Origin of the sequence: Paractinoplanes durhamensis (assembly GCF_016862175.1) — a bacterium.
GTDB classification, from domain to species: Bacteria; Actinomycetota; Actinomycetes; order Mycobacteriales; family Micromonosporaceae; genus Actinoplanes; species Actinoplanes durhamensis.
On record NZ_BOML01000040.1, the window covers coordinates 229,479 to 251,489 of the forward strand.

Here is a 22,011-nt window from a genome sequence, read left to right on the forward strand (position 1 = left end):
GCGTCATGGGGCAGCCACAGGACCCACGGGGCAACCTGGTGCGCCCGTACGCGGTCACTCGCGGACGGACCGAGCCACGACGTGACATTCCGATCGAAGCGGTCCTGGTAGCCAGCCAGGCCGCGGTGCAAGAGGCTCGGTTCGCCGGGCATGACAAGTACCGCATTGCGGTGCTCTGCGAGGCGAAGCCGCAATCCCTGGCCGAGCTCTCCGCGCTCACCCGGCTTCCGCTGGGTGTGGCCCGGGTGCTGGTCGCGGACATGGTCGCCGACGGACTGCTGTCGCTGCACAGCGCCGCTCCCAAGAAGGGCTTCACGGAGCGGATGGATCTGCTGGAAAGGGTGTTGAGTGGACTTCGCAAGCTCTGAGCGGGCGGGGGCGCAACCCAAGGAGATCACCTCCGCGAAGATCGTCGTTGCGGGCGGCTTCGGCGTCGGCAAGACGACGCTGGTCGGTGCGGTCTCCGAGATCGAACCGCTGACCACTGAGGCGCTGATGACCTCGGCCGGGCAGGGCGTCGACGACGCGTCCAAGGTGCCCGGCAAGGAGACCACCACGGTGGCGATGGACTTCGGCCGTATCACCATGGCCGACGACCTGATCCTCTACCTTTTCGGCACACCGGGGCAGACCCGCTTCTGGTTCATGTGGGACGAGCTCATCCGGGGTGCCGTGGGCGCCGCGGTCCTGGTCGACACCCGCCGGATCGCGGACGCGTTCGCGCCGCTGGACTACTTCGAGAACCGGCACCTGCCGTACATCGTGGCCCTCAACTGCTTCGACAACGCTCCGCGCTACGAGCCGGACGAGGTGCGTGAGGCGCTGGCGATTCCGCCGCACGTACCCCTGGTGATGTGCGACGCCCGGCACCGGGAGTCGGTCAAGGCGGTTCTGGTGCAGGTGGTGGAGCACGCGATGGCCACGCTGGTGGCCGAGCAGTCCGGGGGTTACCCGGCGGTGGTCGGCTGAGGCGCCTCAGTTGGGGAGGCGGTAGCCCCGCTTCACCACTGTCTGGATCACCCCGGGGGCGCCCAGGCCGGCCCGCAGGCGGGCGACCGCCATCTCCACGGCGTGCTCGTCGGCGCCCCGGGGGAGAGCGTGCAGCAGCGCCGCCCGGGACAGCACCCGGCCCGGCGTGGCGGCGAGCGCCCGCAGCACGGCCATCGGAGCCGGGGCCAGCGGCCGCAGGTCGCCGTCGACGATCGCGGCATGGCCGCGCAAAGTAAGAGTGTGACCGGCCACCTCGAGGGTCAGCGCCCGTTTCGGCAGCTCCTCGACGATCGTGCGGACCAGGGCACTCAGCCGGGCCCGGGCCGGCGTCACGATCGGTACGTCGTGCCGCTTCAGCGGAGCCGCCGTCACCGGTCCTACACAGGCCACCAGAACGTTCGTGCGCAGCGCGTCCAGCAGACCGTCGGCACCCGGTCCCGCGGCCCGCAGAAGGGCCATGACGGCCGCGGCCGAGGTGAAGGTGACCGCATCCACGAGTTGTCCGGTGATCAGGTCGACCAGCCGATGCAGCGGGGCCGGGTCGGTCGGCGCCGCCCAGCGGTAGACCGGCACCTCGATCACCCGGGCACCGGCCGCCTCCAGCGCCTCGGTGTACTCGGGCTGGCTCTCCCCGTGCAGCTGGAGCGCGACCGTCAGGCCGGCGATGCCCCGGGCCTTGAGGTGGTCGACGACCTCTTCATAGCTCTCCCCCTCGGGGGACCACTGGTCGTGCAGGCCGGCCGAGCGGATCGCGGCGCGCGCCTTGGGGCCGCGGGCCACCAGGTAGGCGCGGGCCAGCGCGGCGCGCAGCGGCTCGGCCAGGCCCCAGCCCTCGGCCGCTTCCAGCCAGCCGCGCATGCCGATACCGGTGTTGACCAGCACGATGTCGGGTGGGTGGTCGAGGCAGGCGCGCGTGGCGGCCTTGAGCTCGGCGTCGTCGGCGATCGGGACGATCCGCAGGGCCGGTGCGAGCACCACCCGCGCACCCCGGCTCTCCAGCAGGCCGGCCAGCTCGTCACGGCGCCGATCGGCCGTGACGCCCACGGTGTAGCCGGAAAGTGACGCGGTCGGCTCCGCCAGGGCGGCTGCTGTGATCACCGTCCGTCGCGTTCCCCCCGCGCGATCGGTCATGTTTTTTCGAGAAGTCGCGGCGTGGCCTTACGGTCCACCGAAGGGCACGCTCGGAGTCCGCCGTCCTCAGCGTCGACCCGCTCCCATGTCACGCTTGCGATCTCCGCCGTACCTCCGTCCGGCGCACACCGCGACTTCTCCTCGCCAGACCAGTGAACCGGTCCAGCGGTCATCGTCAGGTCCGTCCTCAACCCTGACGATGGCTCTTCCATAGTGCGCTGTCGACGCCCGTGGGGGCTACGCCTGTCCCACTTCGTCGAGGGGTGCGCACCATTGGCCATGCAGGGAAGAGTGCCGGTGGGGAATTTCGGCCCGGCGTCCCGTTTGTTTCGAGCCTGCTAAGACGTATAGATCTGTGACCTTGCTGACCTTGGATACCGGCGTCGGGAGCGTCGAACGGGCGGAGTATGCTTGCCGGGCATATCGTTGGGGGTCCCGTCGGGGGCACCTCGTTTTGACCACGCGTCGCGCGGCCGGGTATTGTTGCCTGCTGTTGTGTGACAGCCGTTCGCGCTCCTCTTCGAGTGCGGCAGCGCGCGACCCCAGACCGACGACAAGACAAGGTAATTCTGTGCGTACGTACAGCCCGAAGCCGGGTGAGATCGAGCGTCAGTGGCACATTATCGACGCTTCCGACGTCGTTCTGGGCCGCTTGGCTACCCACACCGCCACTCTTCTGCGCGGTAAGCACAAGCCCACCTTCGCACCGCACGTCGACACCGGCGATTTCGTGGTGATCATCAACGCGGGCAAGGTTGCGCTGACCGGCAACAAGCGGCAGACCAAGGTCGCTTACCGCCACTCGGGTTACCCGGGTGGTCTCAAGCAGGTCGGCTACGAGGAGCTGCTCACCAAGCGCCCCGAGAAGGCGATCGAGCTGGCCGTCAAGGGCATGCTCCCGCACAACAAGCTCGCACGGCAGATCATCAAGAAGTTGAAGGTCTACCCGGGCGCTGAGCACCCGCACGCCGCTCAGCAGCCGAAGCCGTTCGAAATCACCCAGATCGCGCAGTGAGCGCGGGAGAAGGCAGCAGCATGTCCGACATCATCGAGCCCGAGGTCGTCGAGACCGTCGAGGAGCCCGCTGAGACGGTCGTCGTCGTCGAGACGCCCGCGCCGGCCCCGGTCCGCGCCCCGCGTCCCGGTGACCGTCCGATCCAGACCGTCGGCCGCCGCAAGGAGGCCATCGTCCGGGTGCGTCTCGTGCCCGGCACCGGCAAGATCACCTGTAACGGTCGCGACCTCGAGGCGTACTTCCCGAGCAAGGTGCACCAGCAGCTCATCCGTGAGCCGCTGAGCATCGCCGAGAAGGCCGAGCAGTTCGACGTGATCGCCAACCTCCGCGGCGGCGGCATCACCGGCCAGGCCGGTGCGCTTCGCCTCGGCATCGCCCGGGCGCTCATCACGAACGAGCCGGACGACCGCCCGGCCCTCAAGAAGGCCGGCTTCCTCACCCGGGACTCCCGGGTCAAGGAAAGCAAGAAGTACGGCCTCAAGAAGGCCCGTAAGGCTCCGCAGTACTCGAAGCGCTGATCGCTTTATAGGCGGCCGGGTTCGCCCTCCTCGTTCATCGGAGGGCGAGTCCGGCCGTTTTGTATTCGTTCCACGAAAGGAACCGCCATGGGGCGACTCTTCGGTACTGATGGCGTACGCGGGCTCGCCAACGGCGACCTGACCCCGGAACTCGCTCTGTCCGTCGCGGTCGCCGCGGCCCGGGTGCTGGTCGAGAGCGACGCCAGCCATCAGCCGCTGGCCATCGTCGGACGTGACCCGCGGGCCAGCGGCGAGATGCTCGAGGCGGCCGTGGTCGCCGGGCTGACCAGCGCCGGCGCGAACGTCGTGCGGGTCGGGGTGCTGCCCACCCCCGCCGTCGCGTACCTGGTCGCGCAGACCAACGCCGACCTCGGCGTGATGCTCTCCGCCTCGCACAACCCGATGCCGGACAACGGCATCAAGCTGTTCGCGCCCGGCGGCACCAAGCTGCCGGACGAGCTCGAAGCGCGGATCGAGCAGGCCGTCGAGGACGGGCACGGGTTGATCGGGCGCCCCACCGGCGGCGCGATCGGCCGGGTCAACGACCTGCTGGACGGGGCCGAGCACTACATCAAGCACCTGGTCGCCTCCACGCCGCACCCGCTGGCCGGGATCAAGGTGGTGGTCGACTGCGCCAACGGTGCGGCCAGCGAGGTCGGGCCGATCGCGTACGAGGAGGCCGGCGCCGAGGTCATCGCGATCCACGCCGACCCGGACGGCCTCAACATCAACGACGACTGTGGCTCCACCCACATGGAAAAGCTGCGGGAGCGGGTCGTCGCCGAGGGCGCCGACCTCGGCCTCGCCCACGACGGGGACGCCGACCGCTGCCTGGCCGTCACCGCATCGGGTGACGTCGTCGACGGCGACCAGATCATGGCGATCATCGCGCTGGCCATGCGCGACGCCGGCACGCTCACCGAGGACACGCTCGTGGCGACCGTGATGAGCAACCTGGGCCTGCGCATCGCGATGAAGCAGTCCGGCATCCGGCTGCTCGAGACCAAGGTCGGCGACCGCTACGTGTTGGAGGAGTTGGCCGCGGGCGGGCTCGCCCTCGGCGGCGAGCAGAGCGGCCACATCGTCATGCCGGCGTTCGCGACCACCGGCGACGGCGTTCTCACCGGCCTGCACCTGATGGCCCAGCTGGCCGGCAGCGGCAAGTCGCTCGCCGACCTGGCCTCCGTCGTGCACAAGCTGCCCCAGGTGCTGATCAACGTGCGGGTCGGCGACCGGGACGCCGGCGCGTCCGCCCCCACCGTGCAGGCCGCGGTGGCGCTCGCCGAGGCCGAACTCGGCGAGACCGGCCGGGTGCTGCTGCGCCCCTCCGGCACCGAGCCGCTGGTCCGGGTGATGGTCGAGGCCGCCACCGAGGAGCAGGCGCGCGCGGTGGCCGAGCGGATCGCCGCCGAGGTCAGCGCGGCCAGCCCGGCCTGACCCTTCTAGAGCTTCATCCGCCCGCCGCCAGCTTCGCCAGGCGGCGGGCGGCTTCGTCGATGACCTCTTCGCGCTTGCAGAAGGCGAACCGGATCAGGTGCCGGCCCTCCTGTTTGTGGTCGTAGAAGACCTGGGTGGGCACGGCCACCACACCGCAGCGCTCGGGCAGCTGCCGGCAGAAGTCGGCGCCGTCGATCGTCGAACCGGCCAGCGGGGTGATGTCGGCGGTGACGAAGTAGGTGCCCTCGGACGGCTGCACCGCGAAACCGGCCTCGGTCAGGCCGGTCACCAGCCGGTCGCGCCGGGCCTGCAGGCCGGCCCGGAACTCGGTGAAGTAGGTGTCCGGCAGGCCGAGCGCCACCGCCACGGCCGGCTGCAGCGGGCCGGCGTTCACGAACGTCAGGAACTGCTTGACGCGCTGCACGGTCGAGACCAGCCCGGCCGGGCCGGTGGCCCAGCCGACCTTCCACCCGGTGCAGGAGAAGGTCTTTCCGGCCGAAGAAATTCGCAGCGTACGGTCGTGCATGCCGGGCAGCGTCGCGAGCGGGGTGTGCGGCTCGGCGGCGTCGGTGAAGACCAGGTGCTCGTAGACCTCGTCGGTCACCGCGTACGCGTCGTACTCCTGGCAGAGCTCCGCGATCAGGGTGAGCTCGGTGCGGGTGAAGACCTTGCCGGTCGGGTTGTGCGGCGAGTTGAGCAGCACCAGCCGGGTGCGCGGGCCGAACGCGGCGCGCAGCTCGGCCTCGTCGAAGCCGTACCGGCCTTGCGGGCCGATGCCCGGCCGGAGGGCGACCGGCCGGCGTACCGCACCGGCCAGGGTGATCGAGGCAGCGTACGAGTCGTAGTACGGCTCGAACGTGACCACCTCGTCGCCCGGCTCGCAGAGCCCGAGGATCGCGGCGGCGATCGCCTCGGTCGCGCCCGCGGTGACCACCACCTCGGTGTCCGGATCCCGGCTCAGGCCCCAGAACCGCTGCTCGTGCTCGGTGATCCGCTTCCGCAGCGCCGGGATGCCGGGCAGCGGAGGGTACTGATTGGCGCCCTCCCGCAACGCGGCGGCCGCGGCCGCCAGCATCTCCGGCGGGCCGTCGGTGTCGGGGAAGCCCTGGCCCAGGTTGATCGAGCCGGTGCGCACCGCGAGCGCGGACATCTCGGTGAAGATCGTCGTGCCGAACGCCCGCATGCGTTCGACCAGCGGGTCGGCCGTCATCTCACTCCAGGACCAGTTGGACGCACGAGGTGGTGGCGACGTTGGACGACGCCGACTCGTTCTGCTTGACCTCGTCCCCGTCGACCAGGGCGCGGCAGCTCACCGTGCCCTCGCTGGTGGCGACCCGGAGGACGACGATCGAGAGCAGTGCCGGGACCTCGGCCTTGACGCTGAACTTCCATGGCAGCTGCACGTTCTCGAGACGCTTCGGTGCCTCACCGATCTTCTCGATGTAGACGATCGAGACCGGCCCGTCGCCGTCCACCTCGTAGGTGACGGTGATCGGCCGGCCGCTGCCCGAGCCGACCGTCGGCAGATCGGTGGGCAGGGCCGGGACCTCGGGCACGCTGGTGGGCAGGCTGCCGACCGCCTCGTCGACCTTGTCCTTGGCGTTGCGCGCGATCAGCACGCCGGCGGTGGCGACGCCGCCGCAGAGCAGCAGCGCGACCGCCAGGATCACCGCGATGATCGGGGCGTTGCTCCGGCGCGGGGGCGGCTGCGGCGGTGCGTAGGGCGACTGACCCGGGTAGCCGGGCGGCGGGTAGCCGCCGTAGCCGTCGGGCGGGACGGGATAGCCCTGCGGTTGCTGGTATCCCTGTGGTGGCGGATAGCCCTGCGGCTGCTGGTACGTCTGGCCGTAGTCGGGCGAGTAGCCCGGCGGTGCGTAGTTCACCGGTGGGAACTGTGACGTCGGCGGGTACTCCGGGGCCGGTGGCGGCTGCGGGATCGAGGCGGAGCCGGGGGAGTAGGTGGGTGGCTGCGGGGCGCTCGGCGGCCGGTAGGGCTCGGGAGAGAGCGAGTCTCCGGAGGGCGTCGACCAGGGCTGCCCGGAGACCGGTGCGCCCGCGCCCGGAGCACTCGGTGCCGGCGCGCTGGGGGCCGGTGCGCTCGTGCCGTCCGGGGTGGGTGGTGGCGCGGCCGCCGGGTCCGGATTACTGCCCGGCTGCTGGCTGTTCGGCTGGTCGGTCAAGCTGCTCTCCCGGTGAGGACGCGAGGTTCTGCGCGCAAGGTGACGTTACGCCAGCAACGCCACCCGGCCATCGTCGGTACCGGTCGATCGGTCAGTTCCACAACACCCTTTCGAGCAAATCGGATGCTCGAAAGGGTGCTTCCCGAGCATGCAGTGTGAGCGTTCGTCGGTTACGCTGCCCCGCATGTGTGGCATCGTGGGTTACGTCGGCGGTCGTCCGGCGCTCAGCATCGTTCTCGACGGCCTTCGCCGGTTGGAGTACCGCGGGTATGACTCCGCCGGCGTCGCGATCGTCGAGGACGGCACCGTTCTGACCGAGAAGAAGGCCGGCAAGCTGGCCAACCTGGAAAAGGCACTGGCCGAGCGGCCCGGCGACGGCATCACCACCGGCAGCACCGCGATCGGGCACACCCGGTGGGCGACGCACGGCGGGCCGACCGACCGCAACGCGCACCCGCACCTCTCCGCCGACGGCCGGGTCGCCGTCATCCACAACGGCATCATCGAGAACTTCTCCCGGCTGCGCGCCGAGCTCGAGGCGACCGGCATCGAATTCGCCAGCGACACCGACACCGAGTGCGCGGCCCACCTGCTCGCCGCCGAGATGCGCGCGCTGCGCGAGGCCGGCGCCACGCCCGGCCCGCAGCTGCTGGCCGAGGCCATGCGGCGCACGGTCCGCCGGCTCGAGGGCGCCTTCACCCTGCTGGCCGTCGACGTCGAGGTGCCCGACGCGGTGGTCGCCGCCCGGCGCAACTCGCCGCTGGTGGTCGGCCGCGGCCAGGGGGAGAACTTCCTGGCCAGCGACGTCTCCGCGTTCATCGAGCACACCCGCCAGGCGATCGAGCTGGGCCAGGACCAGGTCGTCCTGATCACCCCGGCCGGCATCGAGATCACCGGCTTCGACGGCGAGCCCGCCGAGGGCAACGAGTTCTACATCGACTGGGACTCCAAGGCCGCCGAGAAGGGCGGCTACGACTACTTCATGCTCAAGGAGATCGCCGACCAGCCGCAGGCCGTCGCCGACACCCTGCTCGGCCGGCTCTCCGACCGCGGCGAGATCGTCCTCGACGAGGTCCGGCTCACCGACCAGGACCTGCGCGACGCCGACAAGGTCTTCATCGTCGCCTGCGGCACCTCCTATCACGCCGGCATGGTCGCGAAATACGCCATCGAGCACTGGACCCGCATCCCCTGCGAGGTCGAGCTGGCCAGCGAGTTCCGCTACCGCGACCCGATCCTCGACCGCTCCACGCTGGTGATCGTGATCTCCCAGTCCGGCGAGACGATGGACACCCTGATGGCACTCCGGCACGCCAAGGAGCAGAAGGCCCGGGTGCTGGCCATCTGCAACACCAACGGCTCGACCATCCCCCGTGAGTCGGACGCGGTGCTCTACACGCACGGCGGCCCCGAGATCGCGGTCGCGTCCACCAAAGCGTTCCTCACCCAGCTCGTCGCGTGCTACCTGATCGGCCTGCACCTGGCCCAGATCCGCGGCGTGATGTATGCCGACGAGGTCGCCGCCGTCGTCGAGAAGCTGCAGAGCACCCCCGACAGCCTGCGCACCCTGCTCGGCCAGATGGAGGACGTGCGCGCCCTGGCCCGCGACCTCAAGACCGCGTCGACGGTGCTGTTCATCGGCAGGCACGTCGGCTACCCGGTGGCCCTCGAAGGCGCGCTCAAGCTCAAGGAGCTCGCCTACATGCACGCCGAGGGCTTCGCGGCCGGCGAGCTCAAGCACGGCCCGATCTCCCTGATCGACGAGGGCACCCCGGTGGTCTGCGTGGTGCCGTCGCCGGCCGGCCGCGGCGTCATTCGCGACAAGGTCGTCTCCAACATCCAGGAGGTACGCGCCCGCGGCGCCCGCACCATCGTCATCGCCGAGGAGGGCGACGACAGCGTCCGCGCCTACGCCGACCACCTCATCCCGGTGCCCAAGACGCCGACCCTGCTGGCGCCGCTGATGACCACGGTCCCGCTGCAGATCCTCGCCTGCGAGATCGCCGCCGCCCGCGGCCTCGACGTGGACCAGCCGCGGAACCTGGCGAAGTCTGTCACCGTCGAGTAACTCGCGGCGGCTCGCCCGCCCGCGCCCGGGCGGGCGGTCCTCCCCGGCTGTCCACGCGCCCCCGCCCGGGCGGTTCCGCCCGCCGGCTCAGGCGAGTCCCGCTCGGTCGGTCGGGCGGGTCTCGCCCGCCTCGATGCGGGCGGGCCTCTCTCGGTCTGCGGGGCCGGCGCTGCTTTGCGCCTGGCGGTGCCGGCACGGGGAGCGGCTCGGTCAGGGAAGCTGGGCGCGGTCATCGGGCTGCGCCGAGCGTGATGGACGCCAACGTGTCCAGGGACGGGCTGCCGGGCTCCCAGTAGCCCAGGTGGCCGCCGTCGGCACTGCTCGCGAACGTGTGGGCACCGAACGACGGGTCGCTCGGGTTGTGGCCGAACCAGAGGTCGTGGTGCGGGCTGCCGCCGGCGAGCGCCGGGCCGATGATCGGGATCGCGGCCGCCAGCTCCAACTTGCGGGCCACCGAGGCCGGTGCCGGTGCTGCGTACTGGATCACGTCGCTGTGTGACGTCGACGACCAGACGTGGGCGGCGGGGATCGACAGGTCACGGGCCGAGTCGACACCGACGCCGGGCGAGCCCACGAAGACCACCTCGTCGGCGGCCAGTGCCCCGGCCGCCGCCTTGCCCACCACCAGCGAGCCGTAGCTGTGCCCGATCAGCGTCTGGCGGGCCGGTGTGCCGTCCTGAGTGGCGCGCATGCCCTCCAGGAAGCGGCGCAGCGCCGGTGCGCCCGCCTCGGCGCGACGGGCACTCGCGGCCTCGTCGACGAAGTCGGGTGCGTCGTAGTCGAGCCACAGCACCGCGCTGGTCGACGCGGCCGGGGACAGCTCGGTGGCCCGCTCGGCCACCCGGACGGCCCGGGACAGCTCGCCGTGGAACGAGGCGAGGCCCGCGGTCATCCCGGGCACGTGGGTGACCACGTTGTCGGCCCGGTCGGGGTCGCCGATCGCGACCACGGTGCGACCCTCCTCGCCCAGGTCGAGCCGTAGCAGGTAGGCACGCGGACCGTCGTCGTCGGCCAGCCGGTCGGCGAGGGCGCCGAGCCCGTGCCGGATCTCGCGCAGCCGGTCGCGCTCGCCGCCGGTCGCGGTGATCAGGGCCCGGTCGACCTCGGCCCGCCGCTCCTCCAGCAGCAGACGGTTGGCGGTGTCGCGGTCGGCGGCCGGGATGCCGTCGAGCGGGGCCAGCCAGGACGGCTCGGACGCGAGCAGCCACTGCTGCTCGGCCGTGGTCAGCCCGGCCCACCAGCGGCGCACCTCGGCCGGGGACGCGGTGCAGGCCGGCCTCTCCGGCCCCGGCGCGGCGAACCGGTGGGTCGCGGCCTCGACGCGTTCGAGCTGGTCGGCCGCGTGGTCGTCGGCCTGGGCGGCAATGGTGAGGGCGGCCGACACCTCGGCCGCCGCGCCGGGATCGCCGGGCGGGTGGACATGGCCGTCGTCGTCGATGATCACCCCGCGGCGGTAGGCCCGGGTCAGCAACTGTCTCGCCCGCTCCAGCGCCGCGGCGAACTCGCTCGCCGCCTGATCGGCCTGCCAGCAGAGCACGCGGAACAGGACCAGCCGATTGCGCAACCCGGTCACCCGGGCCAGCGCGGCCGAGGCGGCCGCCCCGGACCAGGACGCGGCGGTGCGGCCCAGGCCGGTGGTGAGTGCGGTGACCCAGTGGCCGGCCAGGGCCGCCCAGCGCCGCCAGGACCGGGCCACGGCCCACCAGCGGCCCGGGTCGGTGACCCGGAGCCGGGCATAGGCGGCGGCGGTCATCGGCTCGACCGGAGACGGGCGGCGGCGCGGGCGTCGGCCACCTCATACGCCTCGGCGGCGGTGGCGATCCGGCGGGCCGTCTCGTCGATGTCACCGCCGAGCAGGGCGAGTTGCCGGTGGGCGGCGTCGGCGGCCAGGGCGGCCGCATCGGCCGTCCGCCAGCGCGGGGTCCGCTGGGCGGCGGGCATCTCCGACGTCCCGGCGGTCACTTCGGCCGCGGTGCCGGCCAGGGTGGAGGCGGCGCGGCGCAGCTCGTCGGTGTCGACCTCGAGATCGGGGTTCATCGGCAAACCTCCATGCGGGGCGATGGTGAGGCCCGCCCACGACGGGGAGGTCGTGGGTGGGCCCTGGGGATGCGCCGACGTTATGGGCCGGGGAGGGGTGGCGGGTGCGGTTGTGGACGGCCGCGAGGCCGCGTACGCGCCGGTTGTCCACAGGTCTTGTGCATCCGCCCGGCCGTGCGTTACGCCGCAGCGCGGCCCATCGCCTACCGATAAGGTTGGGCCGTGATCGTGGCTGTCGGCATCGATGTTGTCCTGGTGGACCGCTTCGCCCGGGCGCTCGACCGGACCCCGCTCCTCGCGGATCGGCTCTTCACCGAGGGCGAGCGGTTGACCGGCTCCGGCAATCCGCGCTCGCCCGAGTCCCTGGCCGCGCGGTTCGCGGCGAAGGAGGCCGTGGCGAAGGCGCTCGGTGCCCCGGCCGGCCTGCGCTGGCACGACTGCGAGATCGTCTCCGACCCGGACGGCCGGCCGTGGTTGACCGTTTCCGGTACGGTCGCCGCCGCCGCCCTGGAGCGAGGGGTCAACCGGTGGCACCTCTCGCTGTCGCACGACGGCGGAATCGCCTCGGCGATGGTGGTCGCGGAAACCTAGGGCCTGAACAGCGGAAACGCGAAACTGTCGTACCCGGGGCCTAAACCTTTGGCACCACCGAGGGGCACTGGAGGGCAGATGCGGCAGGCATGGCGGGTCGCGGATGTGCGCGCGGCCGAGAAGACGTTGATGGCGACGCTGCCGGCGGGCACGCTGATGCAGCGGGCCGCGGCCGGCCTGGCCCGGCGTTGTGCGCTGCTGCTCGAGGAGAGCGGTGGCGTCTACGGCGCCCGGGTGCTGCTGCTGGTCGGCAGCGGCGACAACGGCGGGGACACGCTCTACGCCGGTGCGGCGCTCGCGCGGCGGGGTGCGCAGGTGCGCGCGCTCCTGCTCCGCCCCGAGCGGGTCCACCTGGCCGGGCTCGGTGCGCTGCGGGCGGCCGGCGGCTTCACCGTGCGCGAGCTCGGAACCCGGGCCGATCTGGTGCTCGACGGCATCGTCGGCATCGGCGCGAGCGGCGGCCTGCGCGAGCCGGCCATCGGCCTGGTCGCCCGGCTCGGTGACCTGCGCGGCCGGGCCGGCGGGCGGCCGCCGGTGGTCGCGGTGGATGTGCCGAGCGGCGTCGCGGTCGACACCGGCGACCTGCCGGGTGAGGCGGTCACCGCTGATGTCACGGTCACCTTCGGCTGTCTCAAACCGGCGCATGTGCTCGGGCCGGCCGCGGTGCGGTGCGGCCAGGTCGAGCTGGTCGACATCGGGCTCGGGCCGGTGCTGCGGGCCGACCCGGCGGTCCGGGTCGCCGAGTTGGCCGACATCGCGCAGTGGTGGCCGCAGCCGGGGCCGGCCTCCGACAAATACACCCGCGGCGTGGTCGGCATCGCGACCGGCTCGGCGAAATATCCGGGGGCCGCGCTGCTCTCGGTGAGCGGCGCGCTGGCCGGGCCGACCGGCATGGTGCGCTACGCCGGCAGCGCCCACGAGGAGGTGGTCCGGGCACACCCCTCGGTGGTGGCGGTGCCCCGGCCGGGCGACGCGGGGCGGGTACAGGCGTGGCTGTGCGGCTCCGGGCTGGGCACCGACGAGGAATCGCGCCGCACCCTGCGCAGCGTGCTGGCCACCTCGTTGCCGGTGGTGCTCGACGCCGACGCGCTGACCCTGCTGGTCGACGGCTCGCACGCCGAGGACCTGCGGCGGGACGCACCGCTGGTGATCACGCCGCACGACGGGGAGTTCAAGCGCCTGGCCGGGGAGTCGCCGGGCGCCGACCGGGTCGCGGCCGCCTGCAAGCTGGCCGCCTGGATCAACGCGGTGGTGCTGCTCAAGGGCGACCGGACGATCGTGGCGACCCCGGCCGGCGAGGTGTGGGCCAACCCGACCGGCGACTCGGTGCTGGCCACCGCGGGCAGTGGTGACGTGCTCGCCGGGCTGCTCGGCTCGCTGCTGGCCGGTGGGCTGCCGCCGGAGCGTGCGGCGGTCGCGGCGGCCTACGTGCACGGCCTCGCCGGGCGGCGGGCCGGCCACGACGGGCCGGTGACGGCACCCGATGTGGCCGCGGCGCTCCGCCCGGTGCTGGCTGACCTGCTGTAACAGAATTGGTCATACCGAAAAGTAGGCTGGGAACCATGTGGCAGGCCGAGGTGCGGATCGATCTGGACGCGATCCGGGACAACGTGGCGCTGATGCGCGCCGGCACCAGCGCCGAGGTGATGGCGGTGGTGAAGGGCGACGGCTACGGGCACGGGCTGGTGCCGTCCGCCCGGGCGGCGCTGGCCGGCGGGGCGACGTGGCTCGGCGCGGCGACCCTCGACGAGGGGCTGGCGCTGCGCCGGGCCGGCATCGGCGTGCCGGTGCTGGCCTGGTTGCATTCGCCGGGTCTGCCGCTGCACGAGGGTGTCGAGGCCGGCATCGACCTCAGCGCGAGCAGCCTGCACCTGGTCGAGGAGCTGGTGACGGCCGCGCGCCGGGCGGAGCGGACGGCACGCGTACACCTGAAGCTGGACACCGGTCTCGCTCGCGCGGGGGCGACGCCGGCCGAATGGCCGGCCCTGCTGGAGGCCGCGGCGAAAGCGCAGGCCGACGGTGACATCGAGGTGGTCGGGGTGTGGAGCCACCTGGTCTACGCGGATGTCCCCGGCCACGAGACGACCGACCGGCAGCTGGCCGAGTTCGCCGACGGGCTCGCGGTGGCCGAGCGGTTCGGGATCACCCCGCGCTACCGCCACATCGCCAACTCGGCGGCCACGCTGACCAGGCCGGATGCCCACTACGACCTGGTGCGGCCGGGGATCGCGGTCTACGGTCTGTCGCCGGTGCCGGGCGAGACCTTCGGGTTGCGGCCGGCCATGACCGCGCGCGCCCGGGTGGCCCAGACCAAGCGGGTCCCCGGCGGGCAGGGCGTCTCCTACGGGCACGCCTACTTCACCCAGCGGGAGACGACGCTCGCGCTGGTGCCGCTCGGCTACGCCGACGGGGTGCCGCGGGCCGCGTCGAACGCCGGGCCGGTGCAGCTGGGCGGAAAGCGGCGGACGGTGGCCGGCCGGGTCTGCATGGACCAGATCGTGCTCGACGTCGGCGACGACCCGGTGGCGCCGGGCGACGTGGCGACGCTGTTCGGGCCCGGTGACGACGGCGGGCCGACCGCCGACGACTGGGCCGAGGTGGTCGGCACGATCAACTACGAGATCGTGACCAGGTTCGGCAGCACCCGGGTGCCCCGGGTCTACGACGGCACGGCCGGAGTGCCGGCGTGAGCCCGCGCATCCCGCGGCGCCGGGCCAGACAGGTCGGCATCGCCGGGGCCGCGGTCGGTGTGGTGGCAGCCGGGCTGGCCACCGCGTTAGCGGTCGAGCGGGTGCTGGTCCGCCGGTCGGTAAACGCGCCCGGCGACCCGTATGCCGACGAGGACTTCGCCGACCTGCCGTTCGACGCCGACCTGACGGTCACCGCGGCCGACGGCACCGACCTGCATGTCGAGATCGTCGAGCCCCGGGCGACCGGCAAGCCGACGATCGTCTTCGTGCACGGCTTCGCGCTGGACATGGGCACGTTCTACTTCCAGCGCAAGGTGTTCACCGAGCGCGGCGACCACCGGCTGGTCTTCTACGACCAGCCCGGCCACGGGAAGTCCGGCAAGCTCGAATCCGGCAACTACGACATCGCCGGGCTCGGCAAATCGCTGGCCGCGGTGCTCGACGCGGCCGTGCCGGACGGGCACATCATCCTGGTCGGGCACTCGATGGGCGGCATGACGATCATGGCGTTCGCCGAGCAGTACCCGCAGTGGTTCGGCGACCGGGTCACCGGCGTGGCGCTGATCTCCACCTCGGCCCGGGTGATCGACCGGGCCAAGCTGGCCGTGCCGTCCCTGGTGGCCCGGGCCAGCGCGCCGTTCTTCCCGCTCTGGGGCAAGGCCGCCCACCTCGGCGGCGGGGCCATCGAGCGGGCCCGGTCGGCCTCCAGCGACCTGGCCTGGCTGCTCACCCGACGGTATGGCTTCGGCGACGCGAAGCCGAGCCCGTCGTTGGTCTCCTTCGTGGAGGGGATGAACTCCAAGACCTCGGTCGAGACGCTCACCAGATATCTGAACACGCTCTACCAGCACAATCGGTTGCCGGCGCTGGCCGCGCTGCGCGGCGTGCCGGTCCTGGTCATCGTGGGGGACAAGGACTACCTGACCCCGGTCGCGCAATCCGAGGAGATCGTGGAGTACCTGCCCGACGCCAAGCTGGTGAAGGTCGAGAACAGCGGGCACGTCGTGATGCTGGAGCGGTCCGACCAGGTCAACGCCGCGATGGTGCCGTTCGTGGAGAAGATCTCGTGAAGCTGGCCACCGTCGAGGACACCCAGGCCTTCGGGCGCCGGCTCGCCGGCATCCTGCGCCCCGGTGACCTGGTGCTGCTGACCGGGCCGCTCGGGGCCGGCAAGACCGCGCTGGTGCAGGGCATCGGCGCCGGGCTCGAGGTGGAGGGCGCGATCACCTCACCGACCTTCGTGATCGCCCGGTTGCATCGGGGCCGCACGCCGCTCGTGCACGCCGACGCCTATCGTCTCGGGGACAAGCCCGACCCGCGCGCCGAGATCGACGACCTCGACCTGGACGCCTCGGCCGACGACGCGGTCACCGTCGTCGAGTGGGGGGCCGGGCTGGTCGAGCAGCTCAACGACGAATACCTGCAGGTCCGGATGGACCGGCTGGACGACGACACCCGGGTGGTGGAGCTGGTGCCGCACGGCGGCGACTGGGCCACCCGTCTGCATCGACTGGAGACCCCGTGAACCTGCCCGAACTCCTCCCGGCGCAGTGGCGCGCCGCGCTGGAGCCGTTCCTCGACGCCGAGGCGACCGCCGCGCTCGGCACGTTCGTGGCGAGCGAGTACGCCGCGCAGACCGTCTATCCGCCGATCGAGGACCTGTTCGCGGCCTACCGGCTGTGCTCGCCCGAGCAGACCCGGGTGCTGATCCTCGGCCAGGACCCCTACCACGGGCCCGGCCAGGCGCACGGTCTCAGCTTCAGTGTCCGCGACGGGGTGCGGATCCCGCCGTCGCTGCGCAACGTCTTCAAGGAGCTGGCCGAGGACGCGAACATCGCGCCGCCCACCTCCGGCGACCTCACCAACTGGGCCGAGCAGGGCGTGCTGCTGCTCAACGCGGTGCTCACGGTCCGGGCCGGCGCGGCCGCGTCACACGCCGGCAAGGGCTGGGAGGCGTTCACCGACGCCACCATCCGGGCGCTCGACGCCCGCTCGGAGCGGGTCGTCTTCCTGCTCTGGGGTGGATATGCGAAGAAGAAGGCGGTCCTGGTCACCAACCCGGCGCACGTCGTGCTGGAGGCCGGGCACCCGAGCCCGCTCAACCGGGAGGGCTTCCGCGGCGCCCGCCCGTTCAGTGCCGCCAACAAGGCCCTCGCCGACGGCGGTCGCCCGCTGGTCGACTGGGACCCGCGTTAGGGTCGGCACGTGCTCGTTCTAGCTCTCGACACGGCTACCCCCGCGTCCACGGCCGCCCTCGTGGAGGTCACCGCCGGCGGTCTGACCGGCATCTCCGAGCGGCGGACCGTCGACCCGCGTGCGCACGGCGAGAAACTCGCGCCGGAGATCGCGGCCGCCCTCGCCGACGCCGGGGTGCGTCCGGCCGACCTGACGGCGATCGTCGCCGGGGTCGGCCCGGGGCCGTACACCGGGCTGCGGGTCGGGCTGGCCACGGCGGCGAGCATGGGGCAGGCGCTCGGCATCCCCACCTACGGGGTGTGTTCGCTGGACGGGCTCGGCCGGGCGGCCGGGCCGGGGCGGGTGCTGGTCGCGACCGATGCGCGCCGCCGCGAGGTCTACTTCGCGACCTATGTGGACGGGGTGCGGTCGGCCGGCCCCGAGGTGGCCAAGCCGGCCGAGGTGACCGGGCAGTTCGATCGCGTGGTGGGCGAGGGCGGCCTGAAATATGGGGACCTGTTCGGCGTACCCGTGGAGGAGCATCTTCTTTATCCGCCCGGCGCTGCCCTCGTCGCCCTCGCGGCCGAGCGGATTCGCGAGGCCGCGCCGAGCGAGCCGCTCACCCCGCTCTACCTGCGCCGCCCCGACGCCGTCGAACCGGCCGGCCGGAAGACCGTGCTGACCTGATGCAGATCGAGAGATTCCGCTGGTGGCACATCGCCGAGGTGCTGCGGATCGAAGAGGACCTGTTCGCCGCCGAGAAGTGGTCGCCGGCGATGTTCTGGAACGAGCTCGCCCAGCGCAACTTCTACATCGTCGCGCTCGACGGCGAGGAGTTGCTCGGCTACGCCGGCCTCGCGGTGAACGGCGGTGAGGCCTGGGTGCAGAACATCGCGGTGCGCCGCACCGCCCAGCGCCGCGGCGTCGGCCGGGCGATGCTCGAGTCGCTGCTCGGCGAGGGCGAGCGGCGCGGCATCAAGCAGACGCTGCTGGAGGTCGCGGTCGACAACGCGCCCGCCCAGCATCTGTATGCGACGTACGGTTTCGAGCCGGTCGGGATCCGGCGCGGCTACTACCAACCCAGCAACACGGACGCCCTGGTGATGATGCGCGATGCCTGACGAGCCCCTGGTCCTCGGGATCGAGACCTCCTGCGACGAGACCGGTGTCGGCATCGTGCGCGGGCACACCCTGCTCGCCGACGCGCTGGCGTCCAGCGTGGAGCAGCATGCCCGGTTCGGTGGGGTGGTCCCGGAGGTGGCCAGCCGGGCGCATCTCGAGGCGATCGTGCCGACCATGCAGCGCGCGCTCGACGAGGCCGGGGTCACCCTCGCCGACATCGACGCGATCGCGGTGACCAGCGGGCCCGGCCTGGCCGGTGCGTTGCTGGTCGGAGTGGCCGCGGCCAAGGGGTACGCGCTGGCCGCCGAGAAGCCGCTCTACGGGGTCAACCACCTCGCCGCGCACGTGGCCGTGGACACGCTGGAACACGGCCCGCTGCCCGAGCCGGCGATCGCCATGCTGGTCTCCGGTGGGCACTCCTCGCTGCTGCTGGTTGACGACCTGGCGCACGGGGTGACGCCGCTCGGCGCCACCATCGACGACGCGGCCGGGGAGGCTTTCGACAAGGTGGCCCGGCTGCTCGGGCTCGGTTTCCCGGGCGGCCCGATCATCGACCGCCGCGCGCGCGAGGGCGACCCGGCCTCGATCGCCTTCCCGCGCGGCCTGACCGCGCCGAAAGACCAGGCCGCGCATCGTTTCGACTTCTCCTTCTCGGGGCTGAAGACCGCGGTCGCCCGCTGGGTCGAGGCCCGCGAGCGGGACGGCGAGCCGGTGCCGGTGGCCGACGTGTCGGCGTCCTTCCAGGAGGCCGTCTGCGACGTGCTCACCGCGAAGGCGATCGACGCCTGCCGCACCAACGGGGTGGAGACCCTGGTGATCGGCGGCGGCGTCGCCGCCAACTCGCGGCTGCGGATCTTGGCCGAGCAGCGGGCGGCAAAACACGGGATCCGGGTACGCGTTCCGCGCCCGGCATTGTGTACGGACAACGGCGCGATGGTCGCGGCCCTCGGCGCCCGGCTGGTCGCGGCCGGCGTGGCGCCCAGTCGTCTCGATCTGCCCGCCGATTCGGCAATGTCATTGACCACGGTCAGCGTGACGGGGTAGGCAATGCACATGATCGCACGGATGTGGGAGGTGCGGGCCCTCGCGAGCGGCTTCGACGAGCTGCTGACCTGGGTCTGTGACGTGGCGGTGCCTCGGCTGGAGGTGCTGCCCCAACATGTGTCGAGCGACGTGTACTCGTCGACCGACCACCGCATCGTGGTGATCACCAAGTGGCGCAACACCCCGGAGAACATGACGGCCCCGCCGGCGAAGCTGGTCGCTCGCGCGCCGCACGTGTGGGACTTCAGCCCCGTCGACCGGTAGGGCCCGGTCGACCGCAGGGCCGGCGGGAAAACGCGTCGCGAACTGTCGTACCCCCGCCGTAACGTCGGGGCCCTGATGAAACAGCTACCCGACGCCGATCCCGGCGTTCCCGATCGCCGGTCCGCCAGCCACTATCTGGGCTGGATGGTCCGGCGGTTCCGGAGCACCGTGATCCCGGCGATCGTGCTGGCGATCCTCTGGATGCTCTGCCAGGCCGTGGTGCCGGCCCTCGTCGGCAAGGCGATCGACGCCGCGGTCCGGCACGACGGCCGCGATCTGTCGAAGTGGGCGTTCGTGCTCCTCGGGGTGGGGGCCGGCCAAGCCTATTTCGGCGTCGCCCGGCATCGCTTCGCGGTGGTCAACTTCCTGGGCGCGATGTTCACCACCGTGCAGGTCACCGTGCGGCAGGCCGGCCGGCTCGGCTCGGCGCTGTCCCGGCGGATCGACACCGGCGAGGTGGTCGCGATCGGCACGGCCGACATCCGGGCGATCGGCGCGGCCGTCGACATCACCGCCCGCGGCACCGGCTCGCTGATCGCGGTCCTCCTCGTCACCGTCATCCTGCTCACCACCTCGGTGCCGCTCGGCCTGGTCGTGGTGCTCGGGGTGCCGATCCTGATGGCCGTGGTGGGCCTGCTGATCAAGCCGTTGCACCACCGCCAGCAGCTGTCCCGCGAGCAGCAGGGCCGGCTCACCGCCCGGGCCGCCGACCTGGTGGGCGGCCTGCGGGTGCTGCGCGGGGTGGGCGGGGAGGCAGCGATGGCCGACCGCTACCGCACCGAGTCGCAGGCGCTGCGCTGGGCCGAGGTCCGCACCGCCCGGGTGGAGTCGCTGCTGGAGGCGGCCCAGGTGCTGCTGCCGGGGATCTTCCTGGTCCTGGTCACCTGGCTCGGCGCGCGGTTCGCGCTGCAGGGGCACATCACCGTCGGGCAGTTGGTCTCCTTCTATGCGTACGCTGCCTTCCTCGTCGCGCCGCTGCGGCAGCTCACCGAGGCGCTCGACAAGATGACTCGCGGGCATGTGGCCGGCCGCCGGGTGATCGGGTTGCTGGGCGCGACCACCGACCTGCCCGACCCGGCCGCGCCGCGGTCCGCCGACCAGCTCACCGGCGAGCTCGCCGACCCGGAGTCCGGTGTGGTCGTCCGGCCCGGCGAGATCACCGCGATCGTGGCGGCCGAGCCCGCTGACGCGGCGCGGATCGCCGACCGCCTGGGCCGCTACGCCGAGGGCGGCACCGCCGCCGGCGTGCCGCTCGACGAGTTCGCGCTGGCCACGGTCCGGGAGCGGATCCTGGTGGCGGACAACGACGCCCGGCTGTTCACCGGCGCCCTCCGCGCCGATCTCGACCCGGCCGGCAGCGGCCGGCTCCCGGCGGCACTGCACGCCGCGGCCGCGGCCGACATCGTCGAGGCGCTGCCCGACGGGCTCGACAGCGAGGTGGCCGAGCGCGGCCGCACCTTCTCCGGCGGTCAGCAGCAGCGGCTTCGCCTGGTCCGGGCGCTCGTCGCCGACCCGGAGACGCTGATCCTGGTCGAGCCGACCAGTGCGGTCGACGCGCACACCGAGGCGCGCATCGCCGACCGGCTGATCACCGCCCGGCCCGGGCGCACCACCGTGATCTGTACGTCCAGTCCGCTGGTGCTCGACCGCACCGATCGGGTCTGTTACGTCGAGGAGGGCCGGCTGGTCGCGGCCGGCAGCCACCACCGCCTGCTCGCTGACGAGCCACGCTATGCCCGCACGGTGCTGCGCGAGGACCAGCAATGAGCGCGCTGCTGCCGGTCGCCGACACCGCCCAGGTCCGGCGATACGCGCGTGATCTCTTCCGGCGCAACCCGCGGGTGCTCGGCATCACCGTCGGGCTGCACGCGCTCGCCGCCCTCGCCGGGCTGGTCGGGCCGCGGCTGCTCGGCGAGCTCGTCGAGTCCATTCAGCACGGTCGGGGGACCGGGACGATCGATCGGCTCGCCGGCTTCATCGCCGGCTTCGTGGTCCTGCAGGCGGTGCTGATCCGCTTCGCATATCTCGCGTCGGCCCGGCTGGGCGAGCGGGTGCTGGCCGGCCTGCGCGAGGAGTTCGTCGAACGGGTGCTGGCGCTGCCGCTGTCCACGGTGGAGCGGGCCGGCAGCGGCGACCTGCTGACGCGTACGACGAGGGATGTCGACGCGCTGTCCCGCTGCGTACGGCTCGCGGTGCCGGAGACGATGATCGCGATGATCGTCGGGATCCTGGTGGTGGGCGCCACGATCGCCGTCTCGCCGGTGCTGGCGCTGCCGCTGCTGGTCGCCGTGCCGATCCTGGTGTTCGGCACCCGGTGGTATCTGAAACGAGCCCCCGAGGGCTATCTGAAGCAGAACGCGACCTACTCGATGATCACTGACGGGCTGGCCGAGACGGTCGAGGGCGCCCGCACGGTCGACGCGCTTCGCCGTCGCCGGCAACGCATCGACCGCACCGACACCGACCTGCGCCGCAGTTACCTGGCCGAGAAATACACGCTGTTCCTGCGGACGGTCTGGTTCCCGATGGTCGAGCTCAGCTGGGTGCTGCCGGTGGTGGCGACGCTGCTGGTCGGCGGTGCGCTCTACCTGCGCGGCACGGTCACCCTGGGGCAGCTGACCGCGGCCGTGATCTACGCGCAGATGCTTGTCGATCCGGTCGACCGGCTGCTGAGCTGGGTCGACGAGCTGCAGATCGGTGGGGCGTCGCTGGCCCGTCTGCTCGGCGTCGCCGAGGGCGAGACAGAACC

23 protein-coding genes are annotated in these 22,011 nt (G+C 72.4%); 18 read left to right on the top strand and 5 right to left on the bottom strand.

Annotated features, from left to right (window positions below):
* Positions 1–5 precede the first annotated feature (5 nt).
* Together Adu01nite_RS26230 and Adu01nite_RS26235 are read left to right on the top strand one after the other, a co-directional pair.
* The gene (locus tag Adu01nite_RS26230; RefSeq protein WP_203730233.1) at positions 6–368 is read left to right on the top strand and encodes a DUF742 domain-containing protein; all 363 of its coding nucleotides are present in this window, start codon (positions 6–8) and stop codon (positions 366–368) included.
* Positions 349–969, top strand: a complete 621-nt coding sequence (locus Adu01nite_RS26235; RefSeq protein WP_203730235.1) for a GTP-binding protein — start codon at positions 349–351, stop codon at positions 967–969. Before Adu01nite_RS26230 ends, Adu01nite_RS26235 begins: the two co-directional genes overlap by 20 nt.
* A gap of 6 nt (positions 970–975) precedes the next feature.
* Here the strand turns inward: Adu01nite_RS26235 and Adu01nite_RS26240 are convergent, their stop codons facing one another.
* Complete coding sequence (locus tag Adu01nite_RS26240) at positions 976–2,088, bottom strand: uroporphyrinogen-III synthase (RefSeq protein WP_438871094.1); 1,113 nt, start codon at positions 2,086–2,088, stop codon at positions 976–978.
* Positions 2,089–2,692: 604 nt separating this feature from the next.
* Between Adu01nite_RS26240 and rplM the strand changes: the two genes are divergently transcribed.
* The 3 genes from rplM to glmM all read left to right on the top strand — a co-directional run bounded on the left by rplM (position 2,693) and on the right by glmM (position 5,091).
* Positions 2,693–3,136, top strand: coding sequence for a 50S ribosomal protein L13 (rplM, locus tag Adu01nite_RS26245; RefSeq protein ID WP_203730239.1), 444 nt, complete (start codon positions 2,693–2,695; stop codon positions 3,134–3,136).
* Between the two features lie 20 nt (positions 3,137–3,156).
* Positions 3,157–3,654, top strand: a complete 498-nt coding sequence (rpsI, locus tag Adu01nite_RS26250) for a 30S ribosomal protein S9 (protein WP_239132709.1) — start codon at positions 3,157–3,159, stop codon at positions 3,652–3,654.
* Between the two features lie 87 nt (positions 3,655–3,741).
* Positions 3,742–5,091, top strand: a complete 1,350-nt coding sequence (gene glmM / locus Adu01nite_RS26255) for a phosphoglucosamine mutase (RefSeq protein WP_203730241.1) — start codon at positions 3,742–3,744, stop codon at positions 5,089–5,091.
* Between the two features lie 13 nt (positions 5,092–5,104).
* Here glmM and Adu01nite_RS26260 read toward each other — a convergent pair whose 3' ends face one another.
* Positions 5,105–6,301, bottom strand: coding sequence for a pyridoxal phosphate-dependent aminotransferase (locus Adu01nite_RS26260; RefSeq protein ID WP_203730243.1), 1,197 nt, complete (start codon positions 6,299–6,301; stop codon positions 5,105–5,107).
* A gap of 1 nt (position 6,302) precedes the next feature.
* Positions 6,303–7,271, bottom strand: coding sequence for an MmpS family transport accessory protein (locus Adu01nite_RS26265; RefSeq protein WP_203730245.1), 969 nt, complete (start codon positions 7,269–7,271; stop codon positions 6,303–6,305).
* 184 nt (positions 7,272–7,455) lie between these two features.
* On the opposite strand from Adu01nite_RS26265, the gene glmS reads away from it, so the two are divergent.
* Positions 7,456–9,339, top strand: a complete 1,884-nt coding sequence (gene glmS / locus Adu01nite_RS26270) for a glutamine--fructose-6-phosphate transaminase (isomerizing) (protein WP_203730247.1) — start codon at positions 7,456–7,458, stop codon at positions 9,337–9,339.
* Positions 9,340–9,568: 229 nt separating this feature from the next.
* Here glmS and Adu01nite_RS26275 read toward each other — a convergent pair whose 3' ends face one another.
* Entirely contained in the window at positions 9,569–11,092 is a 1,524-nt protein-coding gene (locus Adu01nite_RS26275) for an alpha/beta hydrolase (protein ID WP_203730249.1), read from the bottom strand.
* On the bottom strand, positions 11,089–11,376 hold the full coding sequence (locus Adu01nite_RS26280) for a type VII secretion target (RefSeq protein WP_203730251.1): 288 nt from the start codon (positions 11,374–11,376) through the stop codon (positions 11,089–11,091). The genes Adu01nite_RS26275 and Adu01nite_RS26280 overlap by 4 nt, the downstream gene beginning before the upstream one ends.
* Positions 11,377–11,598: 222 nt before the next feature.
* On the opposite strand from Adu01nite_RS26280, the gene Adu01nite_RS26285 reads away from it, so the two are divergent.
* From Adu01nite_RS26285 to Adu01nite_RS26340, 12 genes are all read left to right on the top strand, one after another.
* Positions 11,599–11,967, top strand: a complete 369-nt coding sequence (locus tag Adu01nite_RS26285) for a holo-ACP synthase (RefSeq protein ID WP_203730253.1) — start codon at positions 11,599–11,601, stop codon at positions 11,965–11,967.
* 78 nt (positions 11,968–12,045) lie between these two features.
* Positions 12,046–13,494 carry an NAD(P)H-hydrate dehydratase gene (locus tag Adu01nite_RS26290; RefSeq protein ID WP_203730254.1) on the top strand — a complete coding sequence of 483 codons (1,449 nt, stop codon included), beginning with the start codon at positions 12,046–12,048 and terminating at the stop codon, positions 13,492–13,494.
* 35 nt (positions 13,495–13,529) lie between these two features.
* Entirely contained in the window at positions 13,530–14,657 is a 1,128-nt protein-coding gene (alr, locus tag Adu01nite_RS26295) for an alanine racemase (protein ID WP_203730256.1), read from the top strand.
* Positions 14,654–15,727, top strand: coding sequence for an alpha/beta fold hydrolase (locus tag Adu01nite_RS26300; RefSeq protein WP_203730258.1), 1,074 nt, complete (start codon positions 14,654–14,656; stop codon positions 15,725–15,727). Before alr ends, Adu01nite_RS26300 begins: the two co-directional genes overlap by 4 nt.
* Positions 15,724–16,182: a tRNA (adenosine(37)-N6)-threonylcarbamoyltransferase complex ATPase subunit type 1 TsaE gene (tsaE, locus tag Adu01nite_RS26305; protein WP_203730260.1), complete on the top strand. Its 459-nt coding sequence runs from the start codon at positions 15,724–15,726 to the stop codon at positions 16,180–16,182. Before Adu01nite_RS26300 ends, tsaE begins: the two co-directional genes overlap by 4 nt.
* The gene (locus tag Adu01nite_RS26310) at positions 16,179–16,853 is read left to right on the top strand and encodes a uracil-DNA glycosylase (RefSeq protein ID WP_203730262.1); all 675 of its coding nucleotides are present in this window, start codon (positions 16,179–16,181) and stop codon (positions 16,851–16,853) included. The genes tsaE and Adu01nite_RS26310 overlap by 4 nt, the downstream gene beginning before the upstream one ends.
* Before the next feature lie 9 nt (positions 16,854–16,862).
* Positions 16,863–17,519 carry a tRNA (adenosine(37)-N6)-threonylcarbamoyltransferase complex dimerization subunit type 1 TsaB gene (tsaB, locus tag Adu01nite_RS26315; protein WP_203730264.1) on the top strand — a complete coding sequence of 219 codons (657 nt, stop codon included), beginning with the start codon at positions 16,863–16,865 and terminating at the stop codon, positions 17,517–17,519.
* Positions 17,519–17,953: a ribosomal protein S18-alanine N-acetyltransferase gene (gene rimI / locus Adu01nite_RS26320; RefSeq protein WP_203730266.1), complete on the top strand. Its 435-nt coding sequence runs from the start codon at positions 17,519–17,521 to the stop codon at positions 17,951–17,953. Before tsaB ends, rimI begins: the two co-directional genes overlap by 1 nt.
* Positions 17,946–18,998: a tRNA (adenosine(37)-N6)-threonylcarbamoyltransferase complex transferase subunit TsaD gene (tsaD, locus tag Adu01nite_RS26325; protein WP_203730268.1), complete on the top strand. Its 1,053-nt coding sequence runs from the start codon at positions 17,946–17,948 to the stop codon at positions 18,996–18,998. The genes rimI and tsaD overlap by 8 nt, the downstream gene beginning before the upstream one ends.
* Before the next feature lie 9 nt (positions 18,999–19,007).
* Positions 19,008–19,262, top strand: coding sequence for a hypothetical protein (locus tag Adu01nite_RS26330; protein ID WP_203730270.1), 255 nt, complete (start codon positions 19,008–19,010; stop codon positions 19,260–19,262).
* 75 nt (positions 19,263–19,337) lie between these two features.
* A complete protein-coding gene (locus tag Adu01nite_RS26335) occupies positions 19,338–21,029 on the top strand; it encodes an ABC transporter ATP-binding protein (RefSeq protein WP_203730272.1) in 1,692 nt (563 codons plus the stop codon).
* Positions 21,026–22,011, top strand: a 986-nt coding sequence (locus Adu01nite_RS26340) for an ABC transporter transmembrane domain-containing protein (RefSeq protein WP_203730274.1), incomplete at its 3' end; no start/stop codon positions are given. The genes Adu01nite_RS26335 and Adu01nite_RS26340, both read left to right, overlap by 4 nt.